18 protein-coding genes and 1 pseudogene are annotated in these 20,201 nt (G+C 67.9%); 4 read left to right on the plus strand and 15 right to left on the minus strand.

Features of this window, described 5'->3' with window-relative positions; translation table 11 throughout:
• Positions 1-398: 398 nt before the first annotated feature.
• A pseudogene (locus tag QMO76_RS20580) lies at positions 399-887 on the plus strand (transposase); the annotation flags it as partial.
• 118 nt (positions 888-1,005) lie between these two features.
• Entirely contained in the window at positions 1,006-1,884 is an 879-nt protein-coding gene (locus QMO76_RS20585) for a transposase (protein WP_306362964.1), read from the plus strand.
• Positions 1,885-2,432: 548 nt separating this feature from the next.
• On the opposite strand, the gene QMO76_RS20590 is transcribed toward QMO76_RS20585, so the two are convergent.
• The 8 genes from QMO76_RS20590 to hppD form a co-directional block, all read right to left on the minus strand.
• Positions 2,433-2,879, minus strand: a complete 447-nt coding sequence (locus QMO76_RS20590) for an NUDIX domain-containing protein (RefSeq protein ID WP_306362965.1) — start codon at positions 2,877-2,879, stop codon at positions 2,433-2,435.
• Between the two features lie 101 nt (positions 2,880-2,980).
• A complete protein-coding gene (gene tuf / locus QMO76_RS20595; protein WP_306362966.1) occupies positions 2,981-4,171 on the minus strand; it encodes an elongation factor Tu in 1,191 nt (396 codons plus the stop codon).
• Positions 4,172-4,288: 117 nt separating this feature from the next.
• A complete protein-coding gene (gene fusA, locus QMO76_RS20600; protein WP_306362967.1) occupies positions 4,289-6,391 on the minus strand; it encodes an elongation factor G in 2,103 nt (700 codons plus the stop codon).
• Positions 6,392-6,535: 144 nt separating this feature from the next.
• A complete protein-coding gene (gene rpsG / locus QMO76_RS20605; RefSeq protein ID WP_040722238.1) occupies positions 6,536-7,006 on the minus strand; it encodes a 30S ribosomal protein S7 in 471 nt (156 codons plus the stop codon).
• 1 nt (position 7,007) lies between these two features.
• Positions 7,008-7,382: a 30S ribosomal protein S12 gene (gene rpsL / locus QMO76_RS20610; RefSeq protein WP_014353064.1), complete on the minus strand. Its 375-nt coding sequence runs from the start codon at positions 7,380-7,382 to the stop codon at positions 7,008-7,010.
• A 364-nt stretch (positions 7,383-7,746) separates the two neighbouring features.
• Complete coding sequence (locus QMO76_RS20615) at positions 7,747-8,418, minus strand: DUF3558 domain-containing protein (RefSeq protein WP_306362968.1); 672 nt, start codon at positions 8,416-8,418, stop codon at positions 7,747-7,749.
• Positions 8,415-8,915 carry a DUF3558 domain-containing protein gene (locus tag QMO76_RS20620; RefSeq protein WP_306362969.1) on the minus strand — a complete coding sequence of 167 codons (501 nt, stop codon included), beginning with the start codon at positions 8,913-8,915 and terminating at the stop codon, positions 8,415-8,417. The genes QMO76_RS20615 and QMO76_RS20620 overlap by 4 nt, the downstream gene beginning before the upstream one ends.
• Positions 8,916-9,061: 146 nt before the next feature.
• Entirely contained in the window at positions 9,062-10,285 is a 1,224-nt protein-coding gene (gene hppD, locus QMO76_RS20625; protein WP_306362970.1) for a 4-hydroxyphenylpyruvate dioxygenase, read from the minus strand.
• 134 nt (positions 10,286-10,419) lie between these two features.
• On the opposite strand from hppD, the gene QMO76_RS20630 reads away from it, so the two are divergent.
• Entirely contained in the window at positions 10,420-10,938 is a 519-nt protein-coding gene (locus QMO76_RS20630) for an Lrp/AsnC family transcriptional regulator (RefSeq protein WP_306362971.1), read from the plus strand.
• 342 nt (positions 10,939-11,280) lie between these two features.
• Here QMO76_RS20630 and QMO76_RS20640 read toward each other — a convergent pair whose 3' ends face one another.
• Positions 11,281-12,399: a helix-turn-helix transcriptional regulator gene (locus QMO76_RS20640; RefSeq protein WP_306362972.1), complete on the minus strand. Its 1,119-nt coding sequence runs from the start codon at positions 12,397-12,399 to the stop codon at positions 11,281-11,283.
• 163 nt (positions 12,400-12,562) lie between these two features.
• Between QMO76_RS20640 and QMO76_RS20645 the strand changes: the two genes are divergently transcribed.
• A complete protein-coding gene (locus QMO76_RS20645; RefSeq protein WP_306362973.1) occupies positions 12,563-14,011 on the plus strand; it encodes an FAD/NAD(P)-binding protein in 1,449 nt (482 codons plus the stop codon).
• Positions 14,012-14,048: 37 nt separating this feature from the next.
• Here the strand turns inward: QMO76_RS20645 and QMO76_RS20650 are convergent, their stop codons facing one another.
• From QMO76_RS20650 to QMO76_RS20675, 6 genes are all read right to left on the minus strand, one after another.
• Positions 14,049-14,696, minus strand: coding sequence for a GntR family transcriptional regulator (locus QMO76_RS20650; protein WP_306362974.1), 648 nt, complete (start codon positions 14,694-14,696; stop codon positions 14,049-14,051).
• A 25-nt stretch (positions 14,697-14,721) separates the two neighbouring features.
• Entirely contained in the window at positions 14,722-15,711 is a 990-nt protein-coding gene (locus tag QMO76_RS20655) for an isopenicillin N synthase family oxygenase (RefSeq protein WP_306362975.1), read from the minus strand.
• A 68-nt stretch (positions 15,712-15,779) separates the two neighbouring features.
• A complete protein-coding gene (locus tag QMO76_RS20660) occupies positions 15,780-16,946 on the minus strand; it encodes a nitrate ABC transporter substrate-binding protein (protein WP_306362976.1) in 1,167 nt (388 codons plus the stop codon).
• Positions 16,947-16,973: 27 nt separating this feature from the next.
• Complete coding sequence (locus QMO76_RS20665; RefSeq protein WP_306362977.1) at positions 16,974-17,804, minus strand: ABC transporter permease; 831 nt, start codon at positions 17,802-17,804, stop codon at positions 16,974-16,976.
• Complete coding sequence (locus QMO76_RS20670) at positions 17,804-18,535, minus strand: ABC transporter ATP-binding protein (protein WP_372342036.1); 732 nt, start codon at positions 18,533-18,535, stop codon at positions 17,804-17,806. The genes QMO76_RS20665 and QMO76_RS20670 overlap by 1 nt, the downstream gene beginning before the upstream one ends.
• A gap of 202 nt (positions 18,536-18,737) precedes the next feature.
• Positions 18,738-20,102 carry an amidohydrolase family protein gene (locus tag QMO76_RS20675; RefSeq protein ID WP_306362979.1) on the minus strand — a complete coding sequence of 455 codons (1,365 nt, stop codon included), beginning with the start codon at positions 20,100-20,102 and terminating at the stop codon, positions 18,738-18,740.
• Positions 20,103-20,201: the final 99 nt, after the last annotated feature.

Raw genomic sequence — 20,201 nt, forward strand, 5'->3', positions numbered from 1 at the left:
GCGACAAAAAGAATCTTCTCAGGCTCACCACTCGGCAAGCCAGCTCGGTCGTCACCCACCCCTGCAGCAGCCCCGATCGCGGTGTGGCGGCATCAGCGACTGGCCGGCTGGCTCTATCGATGAATCCCGAGACCATCTATCGGTGAAAGCTGACACCATCCCGCTGTCGACAGCACGTGAATACTGGATCTGGCACGGTTTGCGTGATTGACCCGGCCTGGATTGCCAACGGGCGCTTGATGATCGATCATGTGGCCGGTGTTCTGATCTTGGACCGATCGCGGTCCTGTTCCCTCATCTGGACGGGTTGCAGATCGACGGTGTGGACTCGACAGGAGTCCGGGTGCGAATCGACGCGAGGACGGGGGGACGAATCAGCCGCGTGTCCCGGGTGCGGCATGCTGTCCCGCCGAGTCCATAGCCGCTACGGACGCCGATTGTCCGACACCGCGATCACCGGTAGGGAGGTGGTGATCCGGTTGCAGGTGAGGCGGTTGTTCTGCGACAACTCCGACTGCGGGAGAAGGACTTTCGCCGAACAGGCGCCGCTGCTGGCAGCGCGGCATGCCCGCCGCACCGCCATCCTGCAACGCCTGCTGTGTGCGGTCGCGCTGGCCTTGGGTGGTCGTCCGGGCGCCCGGATGACACGGCACCTGTCAGCCACGGTCAGCCGCATGACGCTGCTGCGGCAGATCCGCGCGCTGCCCGATCCGGATCGGGCGACCCCGCGTGTGCTCGGCGTCGACGACTTCGCCCTGCGCCGCGGGCACCACTACGCAACGATCCTGATCGACATCGAGACCCGGCGACCCGTCGACGTGCTCGGCGACCGGACCGCCGCAACCCTGGCCGCCTGGCTGCATGCCCATCCCGGTGTCGAGATCGTCTGCCGTGACCGCGCCGGCGCCTACGTCGAGGGCATCGCTGCCGGAGCGCCCGACGCGGTGCTAGGTCGCGGACCGCTGGCACATCTGGCGCAACCTCGGCGAGGCCGTCGAGCGCGTCGTGGCCCGATACCGAAACTGCCTCGACACCAGCACCGATACCGAGGGCGACACCGATCCAGTAAGCACGGGCCGGCAGGAGATCCCGATCATCCCCGAACTGGTTGCGCCACCGGCGGACCGGACGGACAAGTGGGCCGTGCGGACCCGCGAACGTTACGCCGCGGTCCATACGCTTCTTGCCGACGGCGTGAGCATGCGCTCGATCGGCGCTCGACTCGGTCTTGCCCGGGGAACCGTTCGGCGGTTCGCGCGTGCCGCCACCGTCGAGGAGTTGCTGGTCAACACCGGCACCGGGCAGCGCCGGAGTCTGCTCGAGGAGTTCAAGCCCTACCTGCATCAGCGATGGAACGAAGGCTGCACCAACGCCACCGAGCTGTTCCACGAGATCAAGGCCCGCGGTTACCGCGGCGGACCGAAGATCGTCCTGAACTACCTCCACCCATTCCGCACGAGCGGCCACATTCCTCGCACTGTCCGCAAGCCACCGTCGGTCCGTCGTGTCGTGAGCTGGCTCATGAGCGACCCCACCAACCTCGATCCCGACGATCGGCAGCGGCTCGATACGATCCTCACCGCGAGCCCCGAACTCACCGCCCTGGCCGGTCACATCCGGGCCTTCGCAACGATGATGCGCCAGCTACGCGGCCACGAACTGGAACAATGGATGAAAGCCGCCGACGCCGACGACCTGCCGGCCCTGCACTCATTCGTCCGTGGCCTGCGCCGCGACTTCGATGCGGTGACCGCCGGACTGACCCTGCCCTGGAGCAGCGGCCCGGTCGAAGGGCACGTCAACCGCATCAAGACGATCAAACGCCAGATGTTCGGGCGCGCGAAACCAGACCTTCTCCGGAAGCGAATCCTGTTGAGCGGCTGAGCAACCCGGACCGGCCGAATCACGGAATTTGTGCCAGATCCAGGATTCACGTTCCGTTGACACCCGCCAGCGACTCCGCCCGTATCGGCGAATTTGGGCACCACTCACTCGGCCAAGCCAGCCAGCCGGGAACCCGCTGGTCCGACCCATCTTGCGGTCGAGCGCGGCGGACGCCGTGCTCGGGGTGGTCTCGAAACCCACCGATGCGGACCGCGCCGGACCGCATCTCGGTGGTCTCGAAATTCGCCGATATGTGGAACAATCACCGCGACAGTTCAGCCTGTGGCGTACCGCGTTTCCCGATGATGCCGGGGATCAAGCTTGTTCCGGCGAGTGGGGCGAAAGCGGCCTCGGACATAGCCGTCCGGACATGACCGGGGATCAAGACCGAGCTGGCGACGGCCCCGACGCCGGGTGCGTCGGCCCGGCATACTGCTGTGGATGACCTCGTCGGATACCTATGCGCGTCGTGACGCAACGGCTTCGATCCGTTGGCTGCCAAAGACTTCCGCAGTCCGCTAGCCCGCAAACGGGAATCAGCAATCGGATCACACACGCTTGGCTTGGGCATTCCCCGCTGTCCGCTGCTGAGCGAACCAAGCCATAATCGAGCGCTTGAAGCCGTCAGGCATATTCAACCCGGCGATCTCATGAGCACCAAACAGGCCGACCTCCTGGTGCTCATGCGACACAACCGGCTCCGCAGCGGAGTCCAGGTAGCAGCCATAAGTCACGATGAACACATGCTTTTCGACGTCGTTGACGTAGTAGATCCAGGAGTCGAGAATAGGCCCGGTCGTGATTCGCAATTGTGTCTCCTCAAGAACCTCGCGGGCGACACATTCCTCCGGGGTCTCGTAAGGTTCGATACGGCCGCCCGGTAGCTCCCACTCGTCGTGCTTGTGCTTCAGCAACAGTACTCGGCCGTCACGAACGACAACGCCCTTGATTGAAATCGAATACATGTGCGGTGGAACGTAACCGGAGCTAACCATGCCAGTGACGCTAGCAACCTGCCCTTGCCTTAGCTAGGACGGCTAGCAATTGAAAAGGGCCGTTCCCCTTGAGGGAACGGCCCTTTCAGCGATTCAGCGAATCACTTGATGATCTTGGTGACGCGACCGGCACCGACGGTGCGGCCACCCTCACGGATCGCGAAGCGCAGGCCCTCTTCCATGGCGATCGGCTGGATGAGCTTGACGCTCATCTCGGTGTTGTCGCCCGGCATGACCATCTCGGTGCCCTCGGGGAGGGTCACGACGCCGGTCACGTCGGTGGTGCGGAAGTAGAACTGCGGGCGGTAGTTGTTGAAGAACGGGGTGTGGCGGCCGCCCTCGTCCTTCGACAGGATGTACGCCTGGCCCTCGAACTCGGTGTGCGGGGTGGTGGTGCCCGGCTTGATGACGACCTGGCCGCGCTCCACGTCCTCGCGCTTGATACCACGGACCAGCAGACCGACGTTGTCGCCCGCCTGGCCCTGGTCGAGCAGCTTGCGGAACATCTCGATGCCCGTGATGGTGGTCTTGGTCGACTTCTCGCGGATACCCACGATCTCGACCTCTTCGTTCACGTTGATGACGCCGCGCTCGACACGACCGGTGACCACAGTGCCACGACCGGTGATGGTGAAGACGTCCTCGATCGGCATGAGGAACGGCTTGTCGGTCTCACGGACCGGGTCCGGGATCGACTCGTCGACGGCGTTCATCAGGTCCACCACGGACTGGGCCCACTTCTCGTCGCCCTCGAGCGCCTTCAGGCCGGAGACGCGGACGACCGGAGCGTCCTCGTCGAACTCCTGCGAGGCCAGCAGCTCGCGGACCTCCATCTCGACGAGCTCGAGGATTTCCTCGTCGTCGACCATGTCGGCCTTGTTCAGCGCGACCAGGATGTAGGGCACGCCGACCTGACGGGCGAGCAGCACGTGCTCACGGGTCTGCGGCATCGGGCCGTCGGTGGCCGCCACGACCAGGATCGCGCCGTCCATCTGGGCGGCACCGGTGATCATGTTCTTGATGTAGTCGGCGTGACCGGGGGCGTCGACGTGGGCGTAGTGCCGCTTCTCGGTCTGGTACTCGACGTGGGAGATGTTGATCGTGATACCACGAGCCTTCTCCTCCGGAGCCTTGTCGATCTGGTCGAACGCGAAGCTCTGGTTCAGGTCCGGGTACTTGTCGTGCAGCACCTTGGTGATGGCCGCCGTCAGCGTGGTCTTGCCGTGATCGACGTGACCGATGGTGCCGATGTTGACGTGGGGCTTCGTCCGCTCGAACTTCGCCTTCGCCACTGTTGTCCTCCTGGACTAGTAGTGCGTTGCTTTGCAGCAGTGCGTTGTTTTTCTTACAGGGGGTCGTTCAGCCGACCGACTCGGGGCGGATACTCGCGAATCCGCCCCGGCAGCGAACTACTCGCCGGTCGCCTTGGCGATGATCTCCTTCGACACGTTGGCCGGAACCTCCGCGTACGAATCGAACACCATGGAGAAGTTGGCCCGGCCCTGGGTCTTCGACCGCAGGTCACCGATGTAGCCGAACATCTCCGAGAGCGGAACCAGCGCCTTGACGACACGGGCACCACTGCGTTCCTCCATGGCCTGGATCTGGCCACGGCGGGAGTTCAGGTCGCCGATCACTTCGCCCATGTAGTCCTCGGGCGTGGTGACCTCGACAGCCATCATGGGCTCGAGGATCACCGGACCGGCCTTGCGGGCCGCTTCCTTGAGGGCCTGCGCACCCGCGATCTTGAACGCCATTTCCGACGAGTCGACCTCGTGGTAAGCGCCGTCCAGCAACTGTGCCTTGACGTTGACCAGCGGGAATCCGGCGAGCACACCGTACTGCATGGCGTCCTGGATACCGGCGTCGACCGACGGGATGTACTCGCGCGGAACGCGGCCACCGGTGACCTTGTTCTCGAACTCGTAGGTCGCGCCGTCCTCACCCGTGAAGGGCTCCAGGCCGATGATGACACGGGCGAACTGGCCCGAACCACCGGTCTGCTTCTTGTGGGTGTACTCGTGCTTCTCGACCTTCTTGGTGATGGTCTCGCGGTAGGCCACCTGCGGCTTGCCGATATTGGCCTCGACCTTGAACTCGCGCTTCATGCGGTCGACGTAGATGTCGAGCTGCAGCTCGCCCATGCCGCCGATGACGGTCTGGCCGGTCTCCTGATCCAGCTTCACGTTGAAGGTGGGGTCCTCCTCCGCGAACTTCTGGATGGCGGTGCCCAGCTTCTCCTGGTCGGCCTTGGTCTTCGGCTCGATGGCCACCTCGATGACCGGGTCCGGGAAGGTCATGGACTCCAGCACGATCTGGTTCTGCGGATCGCACAGGGTGTCGCCGGTCGTGGTGTCCTTCAGGCCGATGACCGCGTAGATGTGGCCGGCCTGGGCCTCTCCGACCCGATTCTCCTTGTTGGAGTGCATCTGGAACAGCTGGCCCAGACGCTCCTTCTTGCCCTTGGTCGAGTTGATGACCTGAGCACCGGAGTCGACCTTGCCCGAGTACACCCGGACGTAGGTCAGTTTTCCGAAGAACGGGTGTGATGCAATCTTGAACGCCAACGCAGCAAAAGGCTCGTTAACATCCGCGTTGCGGTGCAGGATCTCCTCTTCCTTGCCCGGGACGTGGCCGTCGGTGCCGCCATCGTCCAGCGGAGTCGGCAGGTAGTCGATCACGGCGTCGAGCATGGGCTGCACGCCCTTGTTCTTGAACGCCGAACCGCACAGCACCGGGTAGAGCTCGGAGTTGACGGTCATCTTGCGAATCGCGCCCTTGATCTCCTCGATGGAGAGCTCCTCGCCGCCGAAGAACTTCTCCAGCAGCGCCTCGTCGGACTCCGCGACGGTCTCGAGCAGCTCCTGGCGGTACTGCTCGGCCTTCTCCTTCAGATCGGCCGGGATCTCCTCGACGACATACTGTTCGCCGAGCTTGGTCTCGCCCTTCCAGACCTTCGCGTTCATCTCGACCAGGTCGATGATGCCCTCGAAATCGTTCTCGGCACCGATCGGCAGCTGGATGACCAGCGGCTTGGCGCCCAGGCGGTCCTTGATGGTCTGGACGGTGAAGTAGAAGTCCGCGCCCAGCTTGTCCATCTTGTTGACGAAGCAGATGCGCGGCACGTCGTACTTGTCCGCCTGCCGCCACACCTGCTCGGACTGCGGCTCGACGCCCTCCTTGCCGTCGAAGACGGCGACGGCACCGTCGAGCACGCGCAGCGAGCGCTCCACCTCGACGGTGAAGTCGACGTGACCCGGGGTGTCGATGATGTTGATCTGGTTGTCTTTCCAGAAACAGGTCGTCGCGGCCGACGTGATGGTGATGCCGCGCTCCTGCTCCTGCGCCATCCAGTCCATGGTGGCGGCGCCGTCGTGCACCTCACCGATCTTGTAGGTGATACCGGTGTAGAAGAGGATGCGTTCGGTGGTCGTCGTCTTACCGGCATCGATGTGGGCCATGATGCCGATGTTGCGGACCTTGTTCAGGTCGGTGAGCACGTCCTGTGCCACGGAAATCTTCCCCGCTCTTAGCTAGTGGGATCTTCGGGTGCGACCCTGGCTTTGTTCCGGGTCATCTCTGTCTCAACGTCCGGCGCGGCCGCAAGGTGCCGCGCCGGACCGTGACTCGACGCCCGGGCATCGCCGGGCACCGAATCACCAGCGGTAGTGCGCGAAGGCCCGGTTGGACTCGGCCATCTTGTGGGTGTCCTCGCGACGCTTCACCGAAGCGCCCAGGCCGTTGCTGGCGTCCAGCAGCTCGTTGGCCAGACGCTCGACCATGGTCTTCTCACGACGCTGCCGGGAGAAGTTCACCAGCCAGCGCAGCGCGAGGGTGTTGGCGCGGCCCGGACGGACCTCGACCGGCACCTGGTAGGTGGCGCCACCGACGCGGCGGGGCTTGACCTCGAGCGACGGCTTGACATTGTCCAGCGCGCGCTTGAGGGTCACGACCGGATCGGTGCCGGTCTTCTCGCGAGCCTGCTCGAGGGCACCGTAGACGATGCGCTCGGCGGTCGACTTCTTGCCGTCCAGAAGGATCTTGTTGACCAGCTGGGTCACCAGCGGGGAGCCGTAGACCGGGTCGTTGATCAGCGGACGCTTGGGAGCGGGGCCCTTGCGCGGCATATCAGCTCTTCTCCTTCTTGGCGCCGTAGCGGCTGCGGGCCTGCTTGCGGTTCTTCACACCCTGGGTGTCGAGGGAGCCGCGGATGATCTTGTAGCGCACACCCGGGAGGTCCTTCACACGACCGCCGCGCACGAGCACCATCGAGTGCTCCTGGAGGTTGTGGCCCTCACCGGGGATGTAGGCCGTGACCTCGACCGCGCTGGTCAGGCGAACACGCGCGACCTTACGCAGCGCGGAGTTCGGCTTCTTCGGGGTCGTGGTGTACACGCGGGTGCACACGCCACGACGCTGCGGGCTCCCCTTGAGGGCCGCGGTCTTGGTCTTGGCGACCTTGTCGCGGCGACCCTTGCGGACCAGCTGGTTGATGGTTGGCATAGACCGGCTTTCCTTATTAGTAACCAGGTGTCTGGAACTTCATGTCTGTTGTCGTTTGCGGCGCGCCCGAGGCCCCGAAGTGGTTACGGAGGTTGCCGCCTCCGGACCCGTCGTTCACGCTGCGGTCATTCGAGCTTCCCGCCCAGTTCCCGCGACATTTCGTTGTCACGAGGTCGGGCGTGTCGTGCGCAGCTTACACGCCCTGTTCAGGGCACGCTGAACCGGTCAGCCGCTCTCGCTGGCCTACGTACTGCGCACGAACCTGCCCGCATGCTTCCGGGCACAGCGATCCACGATACCCGTCGGCGTTTCCAGGGGCAAAAAGGGGTCCCCCGGATGGTATGGAAGCGGGCAGGTCGGGCGGTCAGCGGGCCAGGTTCAGGGTGAGCTCCACCAGCTTGCGCGCGGCCTCGCAGGGATCCGGATGTGACCCTCCCGCACGGTAGTTCACCCACCAGCCCACGATTCCGGCATCGGCGGCCGGGGCGAACACACCGCAGGAGTCGGGGTCGTCCGGACGCCGCGTCTCCAGCGATCGACGACCCTGCACGGTGATGTCGTTGGTCACATAGCCGAGGCGGTCGTTGTTCTTCTTCTCGTTGGCGAGCGACCCGAGCTCGTACCAGCTCAGGGTCACCATGCCGCTGCCCGAGGACCCGCCGTCCAGATCCCACATGCAGACCGCGCCGTTGAAGGACGGATTCACATAGGTGCCCTCGCCGACGGTTTTGCCGATGTCCTCGAGCGAGACGACCTCGCATTCGCGCAGCAGCTTGTCGAAGTTGGTGTTGATGCGCCCGCCGCCGTCGTCGGTGGTGCCGCCCGCCGGGAGGGCGGTGCCCTCGATGGTCCGGCCGCAGCCCGCCAGCGTGGCGGTGAGCGCCAGGGCGGCCAGCGCCGCACCGGTCAGCCGGATACCGCGCCGCCCACGCGTGCGCACCGCGCCGCCGCGCGTCATGCCGCCGTCCGTCATGCCGCCGTCCGTCATGCCGCCGTCCGTCATGCCGTTGCCCCGCATCCCGAGTCCGCCCCTCATCCGAGTCGCCGCACGGTCAGTTCGGCCAGTCGGCGGCTGCGGTCGCACGGATTGCCGAGCCCCTCGTCGCCGAAAAGACCGTAGGAGATGGACCATTCGAAGAAGTCGTCGTCCAGCTGCACCGCCAGGTCGCACACCCGGTTGCTGGGATCCAGCGCCTGGAAACCGGTCTTGCCGCCGACCTCGATGGTCTCCGGGTCGCGACCGACGCTGGCCACCCACGCCTTCTCGCGGTCGATGGGACTGCCGCGATAGGAGGCGAAGGTGACGCTCGCGCCGCCGACCCCGCCGCCCTGCCAGTTGCAGCCGACGGAGTTCTTGAAGACCCGGGTCACCGCGCCGAGCGCGCCGATATCGCGCACCTCGTCGTCGGTGACATGACCGCACTCGCCCACGAAGGGGCCCAGGGCGGCCACCCTGGGCGGTGGGCGCAGCCCGGTCGGCTCATCGGATTCCTGCTTACCCCCGCACGCCGACAGCAGCAGAGCGAAGGTCATCCCCGCGACAATCGCGGTGCTCGATCTGCGCCTCCGCTGCGCTCCTCCGCTTCGCTCCCCCGCTCCGTCAGTCCAGAATCGAGACGGCCGCGAACCATCTGCGTGCATGTCCTGGACGTTACCGGAATCGAGCGCACCGCGACCGTTCACAGGTTGCCGCGGGCCTCCTGTTCGCGTTCGATGGCCTGGAAGAGGGCCTTGAAGTTGCCCTTGCCGAAACCGAGGGAGCCGTGGCGTTCGATGAGCTCGAAAAAGACGGTGGGCCGGTCGGTGACCGGTTTGCAGAAGATCTGGAGCAGGTAGCCGTCCTCGTCGCGGTCGACCAGGATGCCGCGGCGCTGGAGTTCCTCCACCGGGACGCGGACGTGGCCGATGCGGGCGCGCAGCTCCGGGTCCTCGTAGTAGGCGTCGGGCGTGGCGAGGAACTCGATGCCCTCGCGGCGCAGGCAGTCGACGGCGGTGAGGATGTCGCCCGTGGCCAGGGCGATGTGCTGGACACCGGGGCCCCGGTAGAACTCCAGGTACTCGTCGATCTGGGAGCGCTTGGGTCCGTCGGCGGGTTCGTTGAGGGGGAACTTCACGCGGTGGTTGCCGTTGGCGACGACCTTGGACATGAGCGCCGAGTAGTCGGTGGCGATGTCGTCGCCGACGAATTCGGCCATGTTCTCGAAACCCATGACGCGGCGGTAGAACTCGACCCACTCGTCCATGCGCCCCAGCTCCACGTTGCCGACCACGTGGTCGATGGCCTGGAAGAGGCGGCGCGGCGCGCCGGGGCGCGGCTCGTAGCCGGAGGTGCGCGCGATATAGCCGGGCAGGTAGGGGCCCGAATAGCGGGAGCGGTCGATCAGCGTGTGCCTGGTCTCGCCGTAGGTGGCGATGGCGGCGGCGCGCACGGTGCCGAATTCGTCTGTCTCGTCGTACGGTTCGACCAGCACGGTCGCGCCCTGGGCGCGGGCGTGGGCGATGCAGCGGTCCACGTCCGGGACCTCCAGGGCGATGTCGACGACCCCGTCCCCGTGCCGATCATGGTGTGCCACCAGGGAACTCGCGGGATTCACCGCACCCTTGACGACGAATCGGACGCCACCGCTGCGCAGCACGTACGATTTGTGGTCACGGTTGCCGGTCTCGGGACCCGAGTACGCCTCCAAGCGCAGCCCGAAGGCGGATTCCAGATAGTGCGCGGCCTGGGTGGCGTTGCCCACCACCCAGACCAACGCGTCCCAGCCCAGCACGGGGAACGGGTCGGCGGCCGCGTCGTGGTCCACCAGGCCGACGAGGCGACGCAACTCGTCCTCGGGCGGCAGGTCGGTGGCCGTGGGCCGATCCGGCGGTTGAACAGGTGCGGCGGTTGCCTCGATGCTCATGAAACCAGGAAAGGCCCACGGCCGCTGATGGGCAATATCGCCGAATTTCAGTAGACACCCTGGTGAATTACGTCACCATCTTGCCGTTGGTGCTGGACAATTTGAATAGAACACCCTGCGAACGGAGATCCGCCATGGCACGCACTCCCGCCAAGCTGGACGAGCTGGACCTGGCCATCCTCACCGCCATGCACGAGCATCAGAAGGCGGGCATCCTCGAGCTGTCCCGCCGCACTCGAGTGGCCCGCGCGACCGTGCAATCACGCATCGCCCGGATGGAGGAAGCCGGGGTCATCGCCTCCTACGACCCCCAGATCGATGTCAGCGCAGCCGGTTTCGACGTGGAAGCCTTCGTCACCCTGGAGATCGCGCAGGGTGCGCTGGAGGCGGTGGCCGCCGATCTGGCCGCCATCCCCGGCGTGCTGGAGGCGTATGCCACCACCGGTTCCAGCGATGTGCTGTGCCGCATCGGCGCGGATTCGCACGCCGGTCTGCAAACGGTGCTGCTGAGCATCGACCGCACCTCCTCGGTGGTGCGCTCGCACAGCGTGATCGTGCTGTCCACGGTCGTCGCGCGCCGCACCCTGCCCCTGCTGCGCACCCTCACCCCGACCGCCACCAGCAAGGCCCCCGCCTACCGCAACGCGCACTGAGCGGCCCGCGCGGCGCGGACCGGCGCACGCGTAGCGCGGAATGGCGGCTTCCCCGGTAGCCAGCGATGGGCATTCGCACACGGGCGGCTACCGGCGCGGACCTTCGCTGTCGCCGACGCGTGATCGGTCACCGTGCGGCCCGCGGCTTCCATGAGTCCCTGTATCCGCGGCAGCCGGGCTCGAGCACACGCACTGCCCCCGCCAGCGAGGCCGCCAGCGGCTCGTCCTCGATGCCGACGCTCCGATCCGGCCATGCTGCGGTATTTCGACTCGCCCGGCATCGCGTCGGACGCCCCGATCACCGGGGTGGAGCGGGGCGATTTCGCGGGCACCGTGGTGGTGCTAGTCGGCCTCGACGCGGATGGTGCGACGTTCGGCGGCGGGCAGCTGGAATTCGGTGAAGAGTTTGGCGACCAGTTCGCCGCGGCTGGTGACGCCGACCTTGTCGAAGATGGCCTTCACGTGGTCGCGGACGGTGTGCGGGGAGAGATGGAGCTTTTCGGCGATCTCGGCGGTGGGCAGGCCGCGGGCGATCTGTTCGACGACGTCGAGTTCACGGCGTGTCAGTTCGTAGGCGGCCAGAACGAGGGCGGCGACCTCGGAGGGGGTGGCGGGCTCGATGACCATGGCGGTCATGCCGGGGCGGCCGTTGGCGTCGCGCAGGCAGGAGGCGTGGCAGACCAGCCAGCGGCCGGAGCCGGAGCGGATGCGGATGCGGGCGCTGGTCCCGGTCAGGCGGGCGCGGCCCGCGGTGCTGAGAATCCAGACCGGCAGCGGTAGGTCGATGCCGAGCGGGGTGGGCGTGGCCGGGCCGGGCGGCAGGCGGGCGAGCAGGTCGCGGGCCTCGTCGTTGATGGAGACCAGTGCGCCTTCGGAGTCGAAGAGCAGCATGCCGGGGGCATCGGAGGCGTCCTCGGGGACCGGCTGCTGATCGGCTGCGGGCTGGGCGAAGGAGCGCAGGCGCTGGGCGATCGGCGTGGACAGCGATTCGACGAGAGCGAGGTCGGCGGCGGCGAATTCGGCGCGGCCGCGCTCGCGGAACAGGCTCAGCTGGCCCCACGGCCGGCCGTCGATCCGGAAGACCGCGCGCAGTTCGTCGTCGAAACCGCGCGGGCGCATGAAGTTCCGGTACAGCGGGCTCCGCCCGGGGCGGCCACCGGTGACGGCGCGCAGGCCCGCGACCGGGACGGCGGCGCGGGCCAGATCGCGGAAGAGATTGACGTTCTCGGCGAAGAACTCCGACTCCCAATAGGTGCCGCAGCCGCCCTCGTGCAGGTTCTCCACCCGCACCGGCGCGGTGGTCAGGCCGTTGACCGGATCGGTGGCCACCCACACCGCCGCGTCGAACGGGGCGATCCGACGCAGGCGAGCGGAGGTCTCGGCGAACAGCGTGTGGGCGTCCGGGGCCGCCGCGATATCGGAGAGCAGCGCCGCCACCGTGTTCCGGGTCGGAGTGGTCATGTCCGCCATCCTGCTGCGCGCGCCCGCACGTCCGCCATCCCGCATATGAGGGGGAACCGCCGAGTACGCCGGGAATTCCCCGCATTTGCGGGATGGGAACCGGGCGGCGGTCCGATGAGGCTGGTCAGCGCATCACTACCGGATCGAAAAAGGGAGCACCGCCATGCACATCGGGATCATCGGATCGGGCGCCGCCACGGTCGGACTGCTGGACGCCCTCGCCGCGGCGGGCGGCAAGCCGGGCGCGGTCACGGTTTTCGACGGAGCGGCCGCACTGTGGCGCGGCCGGGCGTATCAGCCCGATATCGAAGCCGTCCGCGTCAATGCGCCGCCGCCGATCATGTCGATTCGCGCCGGAGATCCGGGGCACTATCAGCGCTGGCTCGACGAACGCGATGATGCGGCCGGGTATCTCGACGAGGCCCTCGGTCAGCCGCTCGTCCCGCGCGCAGTCTACGGCCGCTACCTCGAGGACACCGCTCGCGCCGCCATCGCCGAATTGCGCGCGGCCGGTTGGCGGGTGAGCGTCGTTCAGTCACGAGTCACCGGATTCACGCGCGCGGACCACGCGGTGTTGCACACCGAGGACGGCAGCGCTGTCCCGGTCGATCGGGCCGTGCTGAGCGTCGGAAGTGGCCGTCCCCGTGACCATTACGGACTGACGGGGGCACGCGGCTATGTGAACGAGCCGTATCCGCTGGCGCACACCCTGCCCGCCGTCCCCGCCGACGCGCACGTCGCGGTGATCGGCAGCGGTCTCACCGCGGTCGACATCGCGGCCGGTCTCACCGCCCGAGGCCACACCGGCCCGATCAGTTTCCTGTCCCGCACCGGCGCACTGCCGTTCGTGCAGCAGCGCCCCGCGCGCCTGGAACCACGGCATCTGCTGCCGGATGTCATCGCCCGGCGCGGCGAACTCGACTTCACGGAACTGATTTCACTCATGCGCGCCGAACTCGCCGAGCTCGGCCAGGATTTCAGCACCCTCGCCACCGAAATCCTCACCGCCGACACCGAGCATCCGGTCGATCGCCTGCGGCGGCAGCTGGCGGCGGTCGACTCCTCGTATCTGGGACTGCGCCTGCTCACCATGCTCATTCGCATCACCGGCCCGGTCGCCTGGCCGCGACTCGCCGAGGCGGACCGGACCCTGCTGCGCGAACGCTACTTCCGGACCGTCAACGGCCTCAGCTCGCCGATGGTGCCGCACAATGCGAAAATCGTGCTGCGCCTGCTGGATTCGGGACAGTTGCGGCTGCGGCCCGGGGTACGCAAGATCGAGGCCCGATCCGGCGGCGGATTCACCGTCTTCGACGCCACCGAGTGGACCGCGGACGCGGTGTTCAACGCCGTCAACCCCTCCGCCTACACCACGCCGCAGGACAGCGAACCACTGCTGAGCGCCCTGCTCGAAGCCCACGCCGCCGAACTCCATCCGGCGGGTGGCCTCACCGTCGATCCGGCCACCCGCAGCCTCCTCGTCGGCGGCCACCCCGATCCGACCTGGCACATCCTCGGAAACCTCGCGGCCACATCGATGTTCATCGCCACCAACCCGCCCGGCCTGGCCGCCGAGGCCGCCCGCCTCGCCCGGAGTCTGCAGGACGGGTAGCGGCTCGGACCTGGAGCGCCGCCGCGGAACCGTCGGGTCAGCGGCGGTGCAGGCGGGTGATGAGACCACGCACGTGGGCTTCGGCGGCGGTGCGGGCCTGGACGGGGTCGCCGGATTCGAGGGCCTCCACGATGCGGCGGTGTTCGCGCAGGGCGGTGCGGCGGTTGCGGTCACGGGTCCACAGGTCGCCGCGGTAGAGGTGGGCCTGGGCTTCGAGGCGGCCGAGTTCCTCGGCGAGGGTGGCGTTTCCGGCGCGGTCCCGAATGAAGGTGTGGAATTCCAGGTCGAGGGCGGTGTCGCGAGCCGGGTCGGCGTCCCCGTGCAGGTTGTCGGCCTGGACGGCGAGCAGGCCGGTGAGCTTGCCGAGATCGGCTTCGGTGAGGCGGGTGGCGGCCTCGGCGGCGGCGAGACCGTCGAGCACCGCGCGCACGGCAAGCACCTCGCGAATCCGGGCGTCGTCCACCACGGCCACCCGCGCCCCCGCGTGCGGGACGTTGACGGCCAACCCCTCGTAGATGAGCTGCTGCACGGCCTCGCGGACCGGGCTGCGGCTGACCCCGAGGCGGCCGGACAGCGCGAGCACGCTCAGCGGCGCGCCGGGTTCCAGTTCGCCGGAGAGCACCAGCTGCCGCAGCTGCCGGTGTACCGAGGGGCCGAGCAGGTCGGCGGTGGTGTCGTCGGCCATGGGGTCCTTTCTCTCCGGCTCGAAATTACATCCGCGGCCGGTAGTTGGCCCGCACCCGCTCCGCCAGGAACTCGGCGGCGGTGACGGGCGGGTAGACGCCGCGCGGGCCCTGGATGACGGCGTCGCGGTCGGCCTGGGCGAAGTAGGCGATGCTGTAGCGCTCGCCCTGGTACTCGTCGCGGCCCGGGCTGCGCACCCGGTGGAAGTTGGAGGGCAGCAGGTCATCGCTCCAGCGGGTGAGCATATCGCCGATATTGCAGGTGATGAGCGAGGAGGAGGGTGTGATGGAGGTCCACCGCTGGTCGTCCATCTCCCGGCCGGGGCAGACCTGCAGCCCGCCCTGGCCGTCGCGCTGGAAAAGCAGGGTGAGGCAGTCGAAATCGGTGTGCGCGCCAGCCCGCCAGCGGCCGGGCGCATCGCGCAGCTCCTCGGGGACGGCGAAGTAGTGCAGCAGTCGCAGGGTGCTCTGGTAGTGCTCCGACGCCGGATCGTGCGCGGCGGTGAAGTGCTCGCGCGCCAGCCCGAGCCGGTCGGCGAAGCAGGACAGCACGCGCATGGCCACGCTCCAGCAGCGATGCTCGAAATCCAGGACGGCGGAGACGAATCCGGGCAGTTCGGCCTCGGTGGGCCACCGGCCCGTCATATGCGGGCGGGTGATCTGGTAGGACTCCTTCTGATCGGGCACGCCGATGGAGGGGCGCACCTGGCTCAGGCTCTCCCAACCCACGTTGTCCGCCTTGACCAGCGGGTATTTGGCCTTCACGGATTCCGGCAGCGCGAAGAACGCCGCGGCGCGGGCGAAGGCATCGTCCAGCTGCCACTGCGGGATGCCGTGACCGGAGAGCTGGAAGAAGCCGATCTCGGTGGCGGCGGTCCACAGCTGGTCGGTGATCTCGGCGCGGCGGTGGTCGAAGTCGGTGAGGTCGATGACGCGGATCTCGCGGGCGGTCTCCGCGCCCGGTCCGCCCATACGCTTCTCACGGTCGACTTCGGACAGGCCGTATCCGGTTGTCATGGTTGCCCTTTCGGTCGGTTCCGGGCGGTGGTCCGCCCGGATGGCGGGTTGCTCGGTCGGCGGTCGCCTCAGTCGGCGGCGGCGATGCCGCGGTCCAGGAACTCGGTCGTGATCAGGTCGGCGGCGGTCAGGGTGGCGGGGATGTCCGCACCACCGCGGCGCAGGATCGGTGCGAACTCGTCGATGACACGCTGCACCCGCGCGGGGTCGAAACTGCCGATGACACCGTCGGTGTCATTGCCGACCAAGCCGTTGTCGATGAGGGCCCGGGAGCCGAAGGCGGCGAGTTCGGCGCTGTACGGACCGAAGTTGGCGCTCTTGGCGACCACATCGACGACCACCTCGTTGACATGCGCTGGGTCGGCATGGAATTCGGCCGTGGCCCGTTGGATCATGGGCACCAGGCGGCGCAGGCAGGGGCGCAGTTCGTCGAGTTTGTCGGCGCGCACGTTCACGGTGCGGGCGTAGCCCTCGTAGCCGACGTCGCGCAGCAGCTGATAGGCCACCGGCTTGTTCCACGCCCGCACCTCGTGCTCGTAGACGTACGGTTCGGAGTTGGCGAAGCCCTGCTGGGCGAAGGACGGATCGGCGACGAAGCGCGACGGTGAACTGTCGTAGGAGGCGTCGATCTGCTCGGCCCGCACCAGTCCGCGCGCCACCAGCCAGTCCGGATACAGCTGTCCCTGCGAAACCACGAGGGGCGCACCGGATTCGCCGATATCGGCGATGCCCCGCCAGTCCGGGTGTGTCGCCGGATCCCACATGAGGAGCTGCGGGCTGTAGCGCAGCAGGGTGGTGACGCCGATCAGCGGCTGCTGTCCGGCCGCGGCGATGGCGTGTTCGGAATGCGCCAGGCCCAGGGTGATGGAGTCGTCGACGTACATCTGGGAGGGCACGGTCTGGAATCCGATGGCCGGGCCGCCGGCGCGGATCTCCAGGTCCACGCCGGTGTCCCTGCCGTCCACCGCCAGCGGTCCGGTGACCTTGTTGTTGTCGGAGTCGACACGGTAGCCGGGACCGAGCAGACCGAAAATGGGGCCGGAATCGGTTTCGGGCTCCCACTGGAGCTGGACGACGACGGTGTCGGGGCAGGCTCCGGCCAACTGCTGTTCAGCTGGGGCGGAGGGCAATTCGACGGCGGCGGGGTCGGCGTCCGTACCGGAACAGGCGGTGAGGGCGACCGCAGCGAGAGCGGCAAGCGCGGCCACGCGGGCACGGCGAAGACAGGTGTGCATGGGTTCTCCACAGGGTGAGGATGTAATTCAGCGGCCGGAGGCGTGCCAGCGGCCGACGGTGAGGCGCTGTGCGGCGGTGAAGAGGGTGAAGACGACGACGCCGAGGAGGGCGGCGAGCAGCAGTGCGGCGAGCAGGTCTTCCGATTGCAACCGCGCCCGGTAGGTGTCGAGCAGGGTGCCGATGCCCGGCTGCCCCTTGGCGAAGAACATGTCGCCGATGATCGCGCCGGTCACCGCGAGTCCGGCGGCGGTGCGCAGGCTGGTGAGGATGGAGGGCAGCGCGGCGGGCAATTCCAGCGACAGCAGCCGGCGCAGCCGATTCGCCCGACCGAGGGTGAACAGTTCGCGCAGGTTGGCGTCCACGGACTGGATGCCGAACAGGGTCATGGCGATGATCGGGTGCACGGCGATGAGCACGCAGACGATGGTCCGCGCGGACATGCCGTAGCCGAACCACAGGCCGATGAGCGGCACCACGGCCAGCACCGGAATAGCCTGGAGCACAACGGCGTACGGGTACACCACGCGTTCGATGGCCTTGGCCTGACTCATCAGCACCCCGATGGCGACGCCGAGGACCGCGGCAACGAACAGCCCGACCAGGGCCACCCGGGCGGTCACCGCGAGCGCCCGCAGCATGGTCTCCACGGTGGCCGGGTCCAGCAGCGATTCGGTGAGCACGGCGTGCGGCGGCGGCAGCAGGAAGCGGCGGTCGGGGGCGAGCAGCAGCAGCGATACCGCGTACCACGCGCCGAGGGCCAGACCGACGCACACCACGGGCACCAGGGCCTTGGCGAGCAGCAGCCGGATGGCCGAGCGGGTCGGCGCGGGTGCCGCATCCAGGGGGAGACCGGCCATCAGCAGGCCGCCTTCAACGAGCCGGAGACCCGGGCGACCAGGCCGGTGAAGGCGCTGTCGAACCGCAGGTCCCGGTCGCGCGGGTAGGGCAGGTCGATATCGATCACCTCGTGCACACGACCGGGCCGGGCGGACATGACCACCACGCGCCCGGCCAGGAAGACCGCCTCGGAGACGGAGTGGGTGATGAACAGGGCGGTGAAGGCGTTGTCGCGGTAGAGCCGCAGCAGTTCCTCCTGCATGCTCAGGCGGGTGATCTCGTCGAGCGCGCCGAAGGGTTCGTCGAGCAGCAGCAGCCGCGGCTGCAAAGCCAGTGCGCGAGCGAGGGATACGCGCATGCGCATGCCGCCGGAGAGTTGGCCGGGGAGTTTGCCCGCGAAATCGGCCAGGCCGACCGCGGCCAGGGCGCGGGTGGCGCGGGCCCGGCGGGTGCCGCGGTCGACACCGCGCAGTTCGGCGGCGAGTTCGACATTGCGCAGCACCCGCCGCCAGGGCAGCAGCGTGGCCTCCTGGAAGATGAACCCGACCGAATCCGTGTGGACCGCAACGTTTCCCGAGGTCGGTTGCTCCAATCCGGCGGCCAGGCGCAGCAGTGTGGATTTACCGCAGCCGGAAGGCCCGACCACGGCCACGAATTCGCCGCGGCGCACCTCCAGATCGATATCGGTGAGGGCGACGATATCGCCGGAGCCCTGTCCGCCGTAGCGCTTGCCCACCCCCGTGCAGGTGATTTCCGGTACCGGCGCGAGCGGATCGGTCTCGATGGCCGGGCGCTGCTCGGCGTTCCGGGCGATTTCGGTGTCGTGCACCGTGTCGTAGAGCACCACCGCGCTCACCTTCTCTCGATGATCTTGCCTGCAATCACAGCGTCGAATCCAGTGTGTACGTGCCGAATTACATGCAGTCGATGTCGTGTTTCGAAGTCATTAACTGTTATTGCATATCCAGCAGCAGCGAGATCAGGGCCTGCTCGTCGATGCGCGTGCTGCGCCCGTCGCGAACGACCGCCTCACCGTCCACCCAGACGGTGTCCACCACCCGCGGGGACGCGGTGGTCAGCACGGTGGCCCCGGGATCGCGGACCGGCAGGCAGGCGAAGTCCCGGTCGAACCGCAACAGGGTCAGGTCCGCGCGGTCCCCCACCGCGACACCGACCGGCCCGTCCGAAACACCGAGGGCGGCAGCGGCACCGCGGGTGGCCATCCGCATCATGTCGTCGAAGCCGAGCAGATCGGCGCGCGCGTGCGTGACCCGCTGCAGGTACGCGCCCATACGCAGCGCCGACAGCATGTCCTGGGTGTCGTTGCTGGCCGCGCCGTCCACCCCCAGCCCGACACCGATGCCGGCGGCCAGCATGGCGGGAATCGGCGCGACCCCGCTGCCCAACCGCATATTGCTCAGCGGGTTGTAGGACACCGCGACACCGCGTTCGGCGAAGACCCGGCGGCCGTACTCGTCGAGGTGACAGCAGTGCACCGCGAGGGTGCGCGGCCCCAGCAGGCCGCCGCGTTCCAGGTAGTCGACCGCCGAGCAGGACGCGTGCGCGCGGCACATGTCCTCGTCGGTGCGGGTCTCCAGCAGATGGATGGAGATGGTCTTGCCGGTCCGTTCGGCGTAGTCGCGCACCGCCGCCATCCCCTCGGGGGTGAGACAGCGCGGATTCGGCACGGCGAGCGCGGTCGTGACGCGCGTGCCCGCGAGCCGGTCGTCGAGCGTGTCGATATGCTCGAACACCTCCGAAAGCGGTTGCAGCAGGCGGTGATCCATACCCCAGCGGCGGGAGGCATCGGCCCGGTCGGCCATACCGCGGCCGAAGACCACGCGGATACCCAACTCGCGCAGGGCGCGCAGGGCCGCGTCGTGCACGCCCTCCGACGGATTCGGCCACATGTGCTCGACCACGGTGGTGACACCGCCGCGCAGCAGCTCCAGACCGCCCGCGAGCGCGGCGGCGTAGGTCTGCTCGGGCGTGGCCGCCACCGTGAATTCGCCGACGCAGTGCAGCCATTCGAGCAGCGGCAACCCCTCCCCCGCGCCGCGCAGCACGGACTGCTGCAGGTGGGTGTGGGTGTTGACGAAGCCCGGGAGCAGGTGGCCGCCGCTACCGTCGACCCTGGGAAGCGCCCTGCCCGCACCGGCTTTCGGCCCGATGGCGGTGACGCGGCCGTGCTCGACGACCACGTCCTGTCCGGTCGCCCACCGAGGCCCCCCGACGGTCGCGGTGTAGACGGTGACATCGCCGATCACGACGCTGTCGATCACGGCGTCGTCCGGGACGGCTGTTGACTGCGGCACCATGCGGCATTCCTCTCGAAATGCGGCTGGTTCGCCCGTCTCGATCCGACGGTGCACCGCGTCCGTTGCAGCCATGAACGTGGTAGCCGAAAGCGTAGCGGC

This window comes from Nocardia sp. CC227C (assembly GCF_030767025.1).
GTDB lineage: Bacteria > Actinomycetota > Actinomycetes > Mycobacteriales > Mycobacteriaceae > Nocardia.

What these genes read in the sequence shown, in the direction of transcription:
- QMO76_RS20650 (WP_306362974.1), bottom strand. Translation starts at nt 14,696, where the DNA reads ATGGCCGACGACACCACCGCCGACCTGCTCGGCCCCTCGGTACACCGG.
- rpsL (WP_014353064.1), bottom strand. Translation starts at nt 7,382, where the DNA reads ATGCCAACCATCAACCAGCTGGTCCGCAAGGGTCGCCGCGACAAGGTC.
- hppD (WP_306362970.1), bottom strand. Translation starts at nt 10,285, where the DNA reads ATGAGCATCGAGGCAACCGCCGCACCTGTTCAACCGCCGGATCGGCCC.
- QMO76_RS20660 (WP_306362976.1), bottom strand. Translation starts at nt 16,946, where the DNA reads ATGCACACCTGTCTTCGCCGTGCCCGCGTGGCCGCGCTTGCCGCTCTC.
- rpsG (WP_040722238.1), bottom strand. Translation starts at nt 7,006, where the DNA reads ATGCCGCGCAAGGGCCCCGCTCCCAAGCGTCCGCTGATCAACGACCCG.
- QMO76_RS20630 (WP_306362971.1), top strand. Translation starts at nt 10,420, where the DNA reads ATGGCACGCACTCCCGCCAAGCTGGACGAGCTGGACCTGGCCATCCTC.
- QMO76_RS20615 (WP_306362968.1), bottom strand. Translation starts at nt 8,418, where the DNA reads ATGAGGGGCGGACTCGGGATGCGGGGCAACGGCATGACGGACGGCGGC.
- QMO76_RS20640 (WP_306362972.1), bottom strand. Translation starts at nt 12,399, where the DNA reads ATGACCACTCCGACCCGGAACACGGTGGCGGCGCTGCTCTCCGATATC.
- QMO76_RS20645 (WP_306362973.1), top strand. Translation starts at nt 12,563, where the DNA reads ATGCACATCGGGATCATCGGATCGGGCGCCGCCACGGTCGGACTGCTG.
- QMO76_RS20590 (WP_306362965.1), bottom strand. Translation starts at nt 2,879, where the DNA reads ATGGTTAGCTCCGGTTACGTTCCACCGCACATGTATTCGATTTCAATC.
- QMO76_RS20665 (WP_306362977.1), bottom strand. Translation starts at nt 17,804, where the DNA reads ATGGCCGGTCTCCCCCTGGATGCGGCACCCGCGCCGACCCGCTCGGCC.
- QMO76_RS20620 (WP_306362969.1), bottom strand. Translation starts at nt 8,915, where the DNA reads ATGACCTTCGCTCTGCTGCTGTCGGCGTGCGGGGGTAAGCAGGAATCC.
- QMO76_RS20655 (WP_306362975.1), bottom strand. Translation starts at nt 15,711, where the DNA reads ATGACAACCGGATACGGCCTGTCCGAAGTCGACCGTGAGAAGCGTATG.
- QMO76_RS20675 (WP_306362979.1), bottom strand. Translation starts at nt 20,102, where the DNA reads ATGGTGCCGCAGTCAACAGCCGTCCCGGACGACGCCGTGATCGACAGC.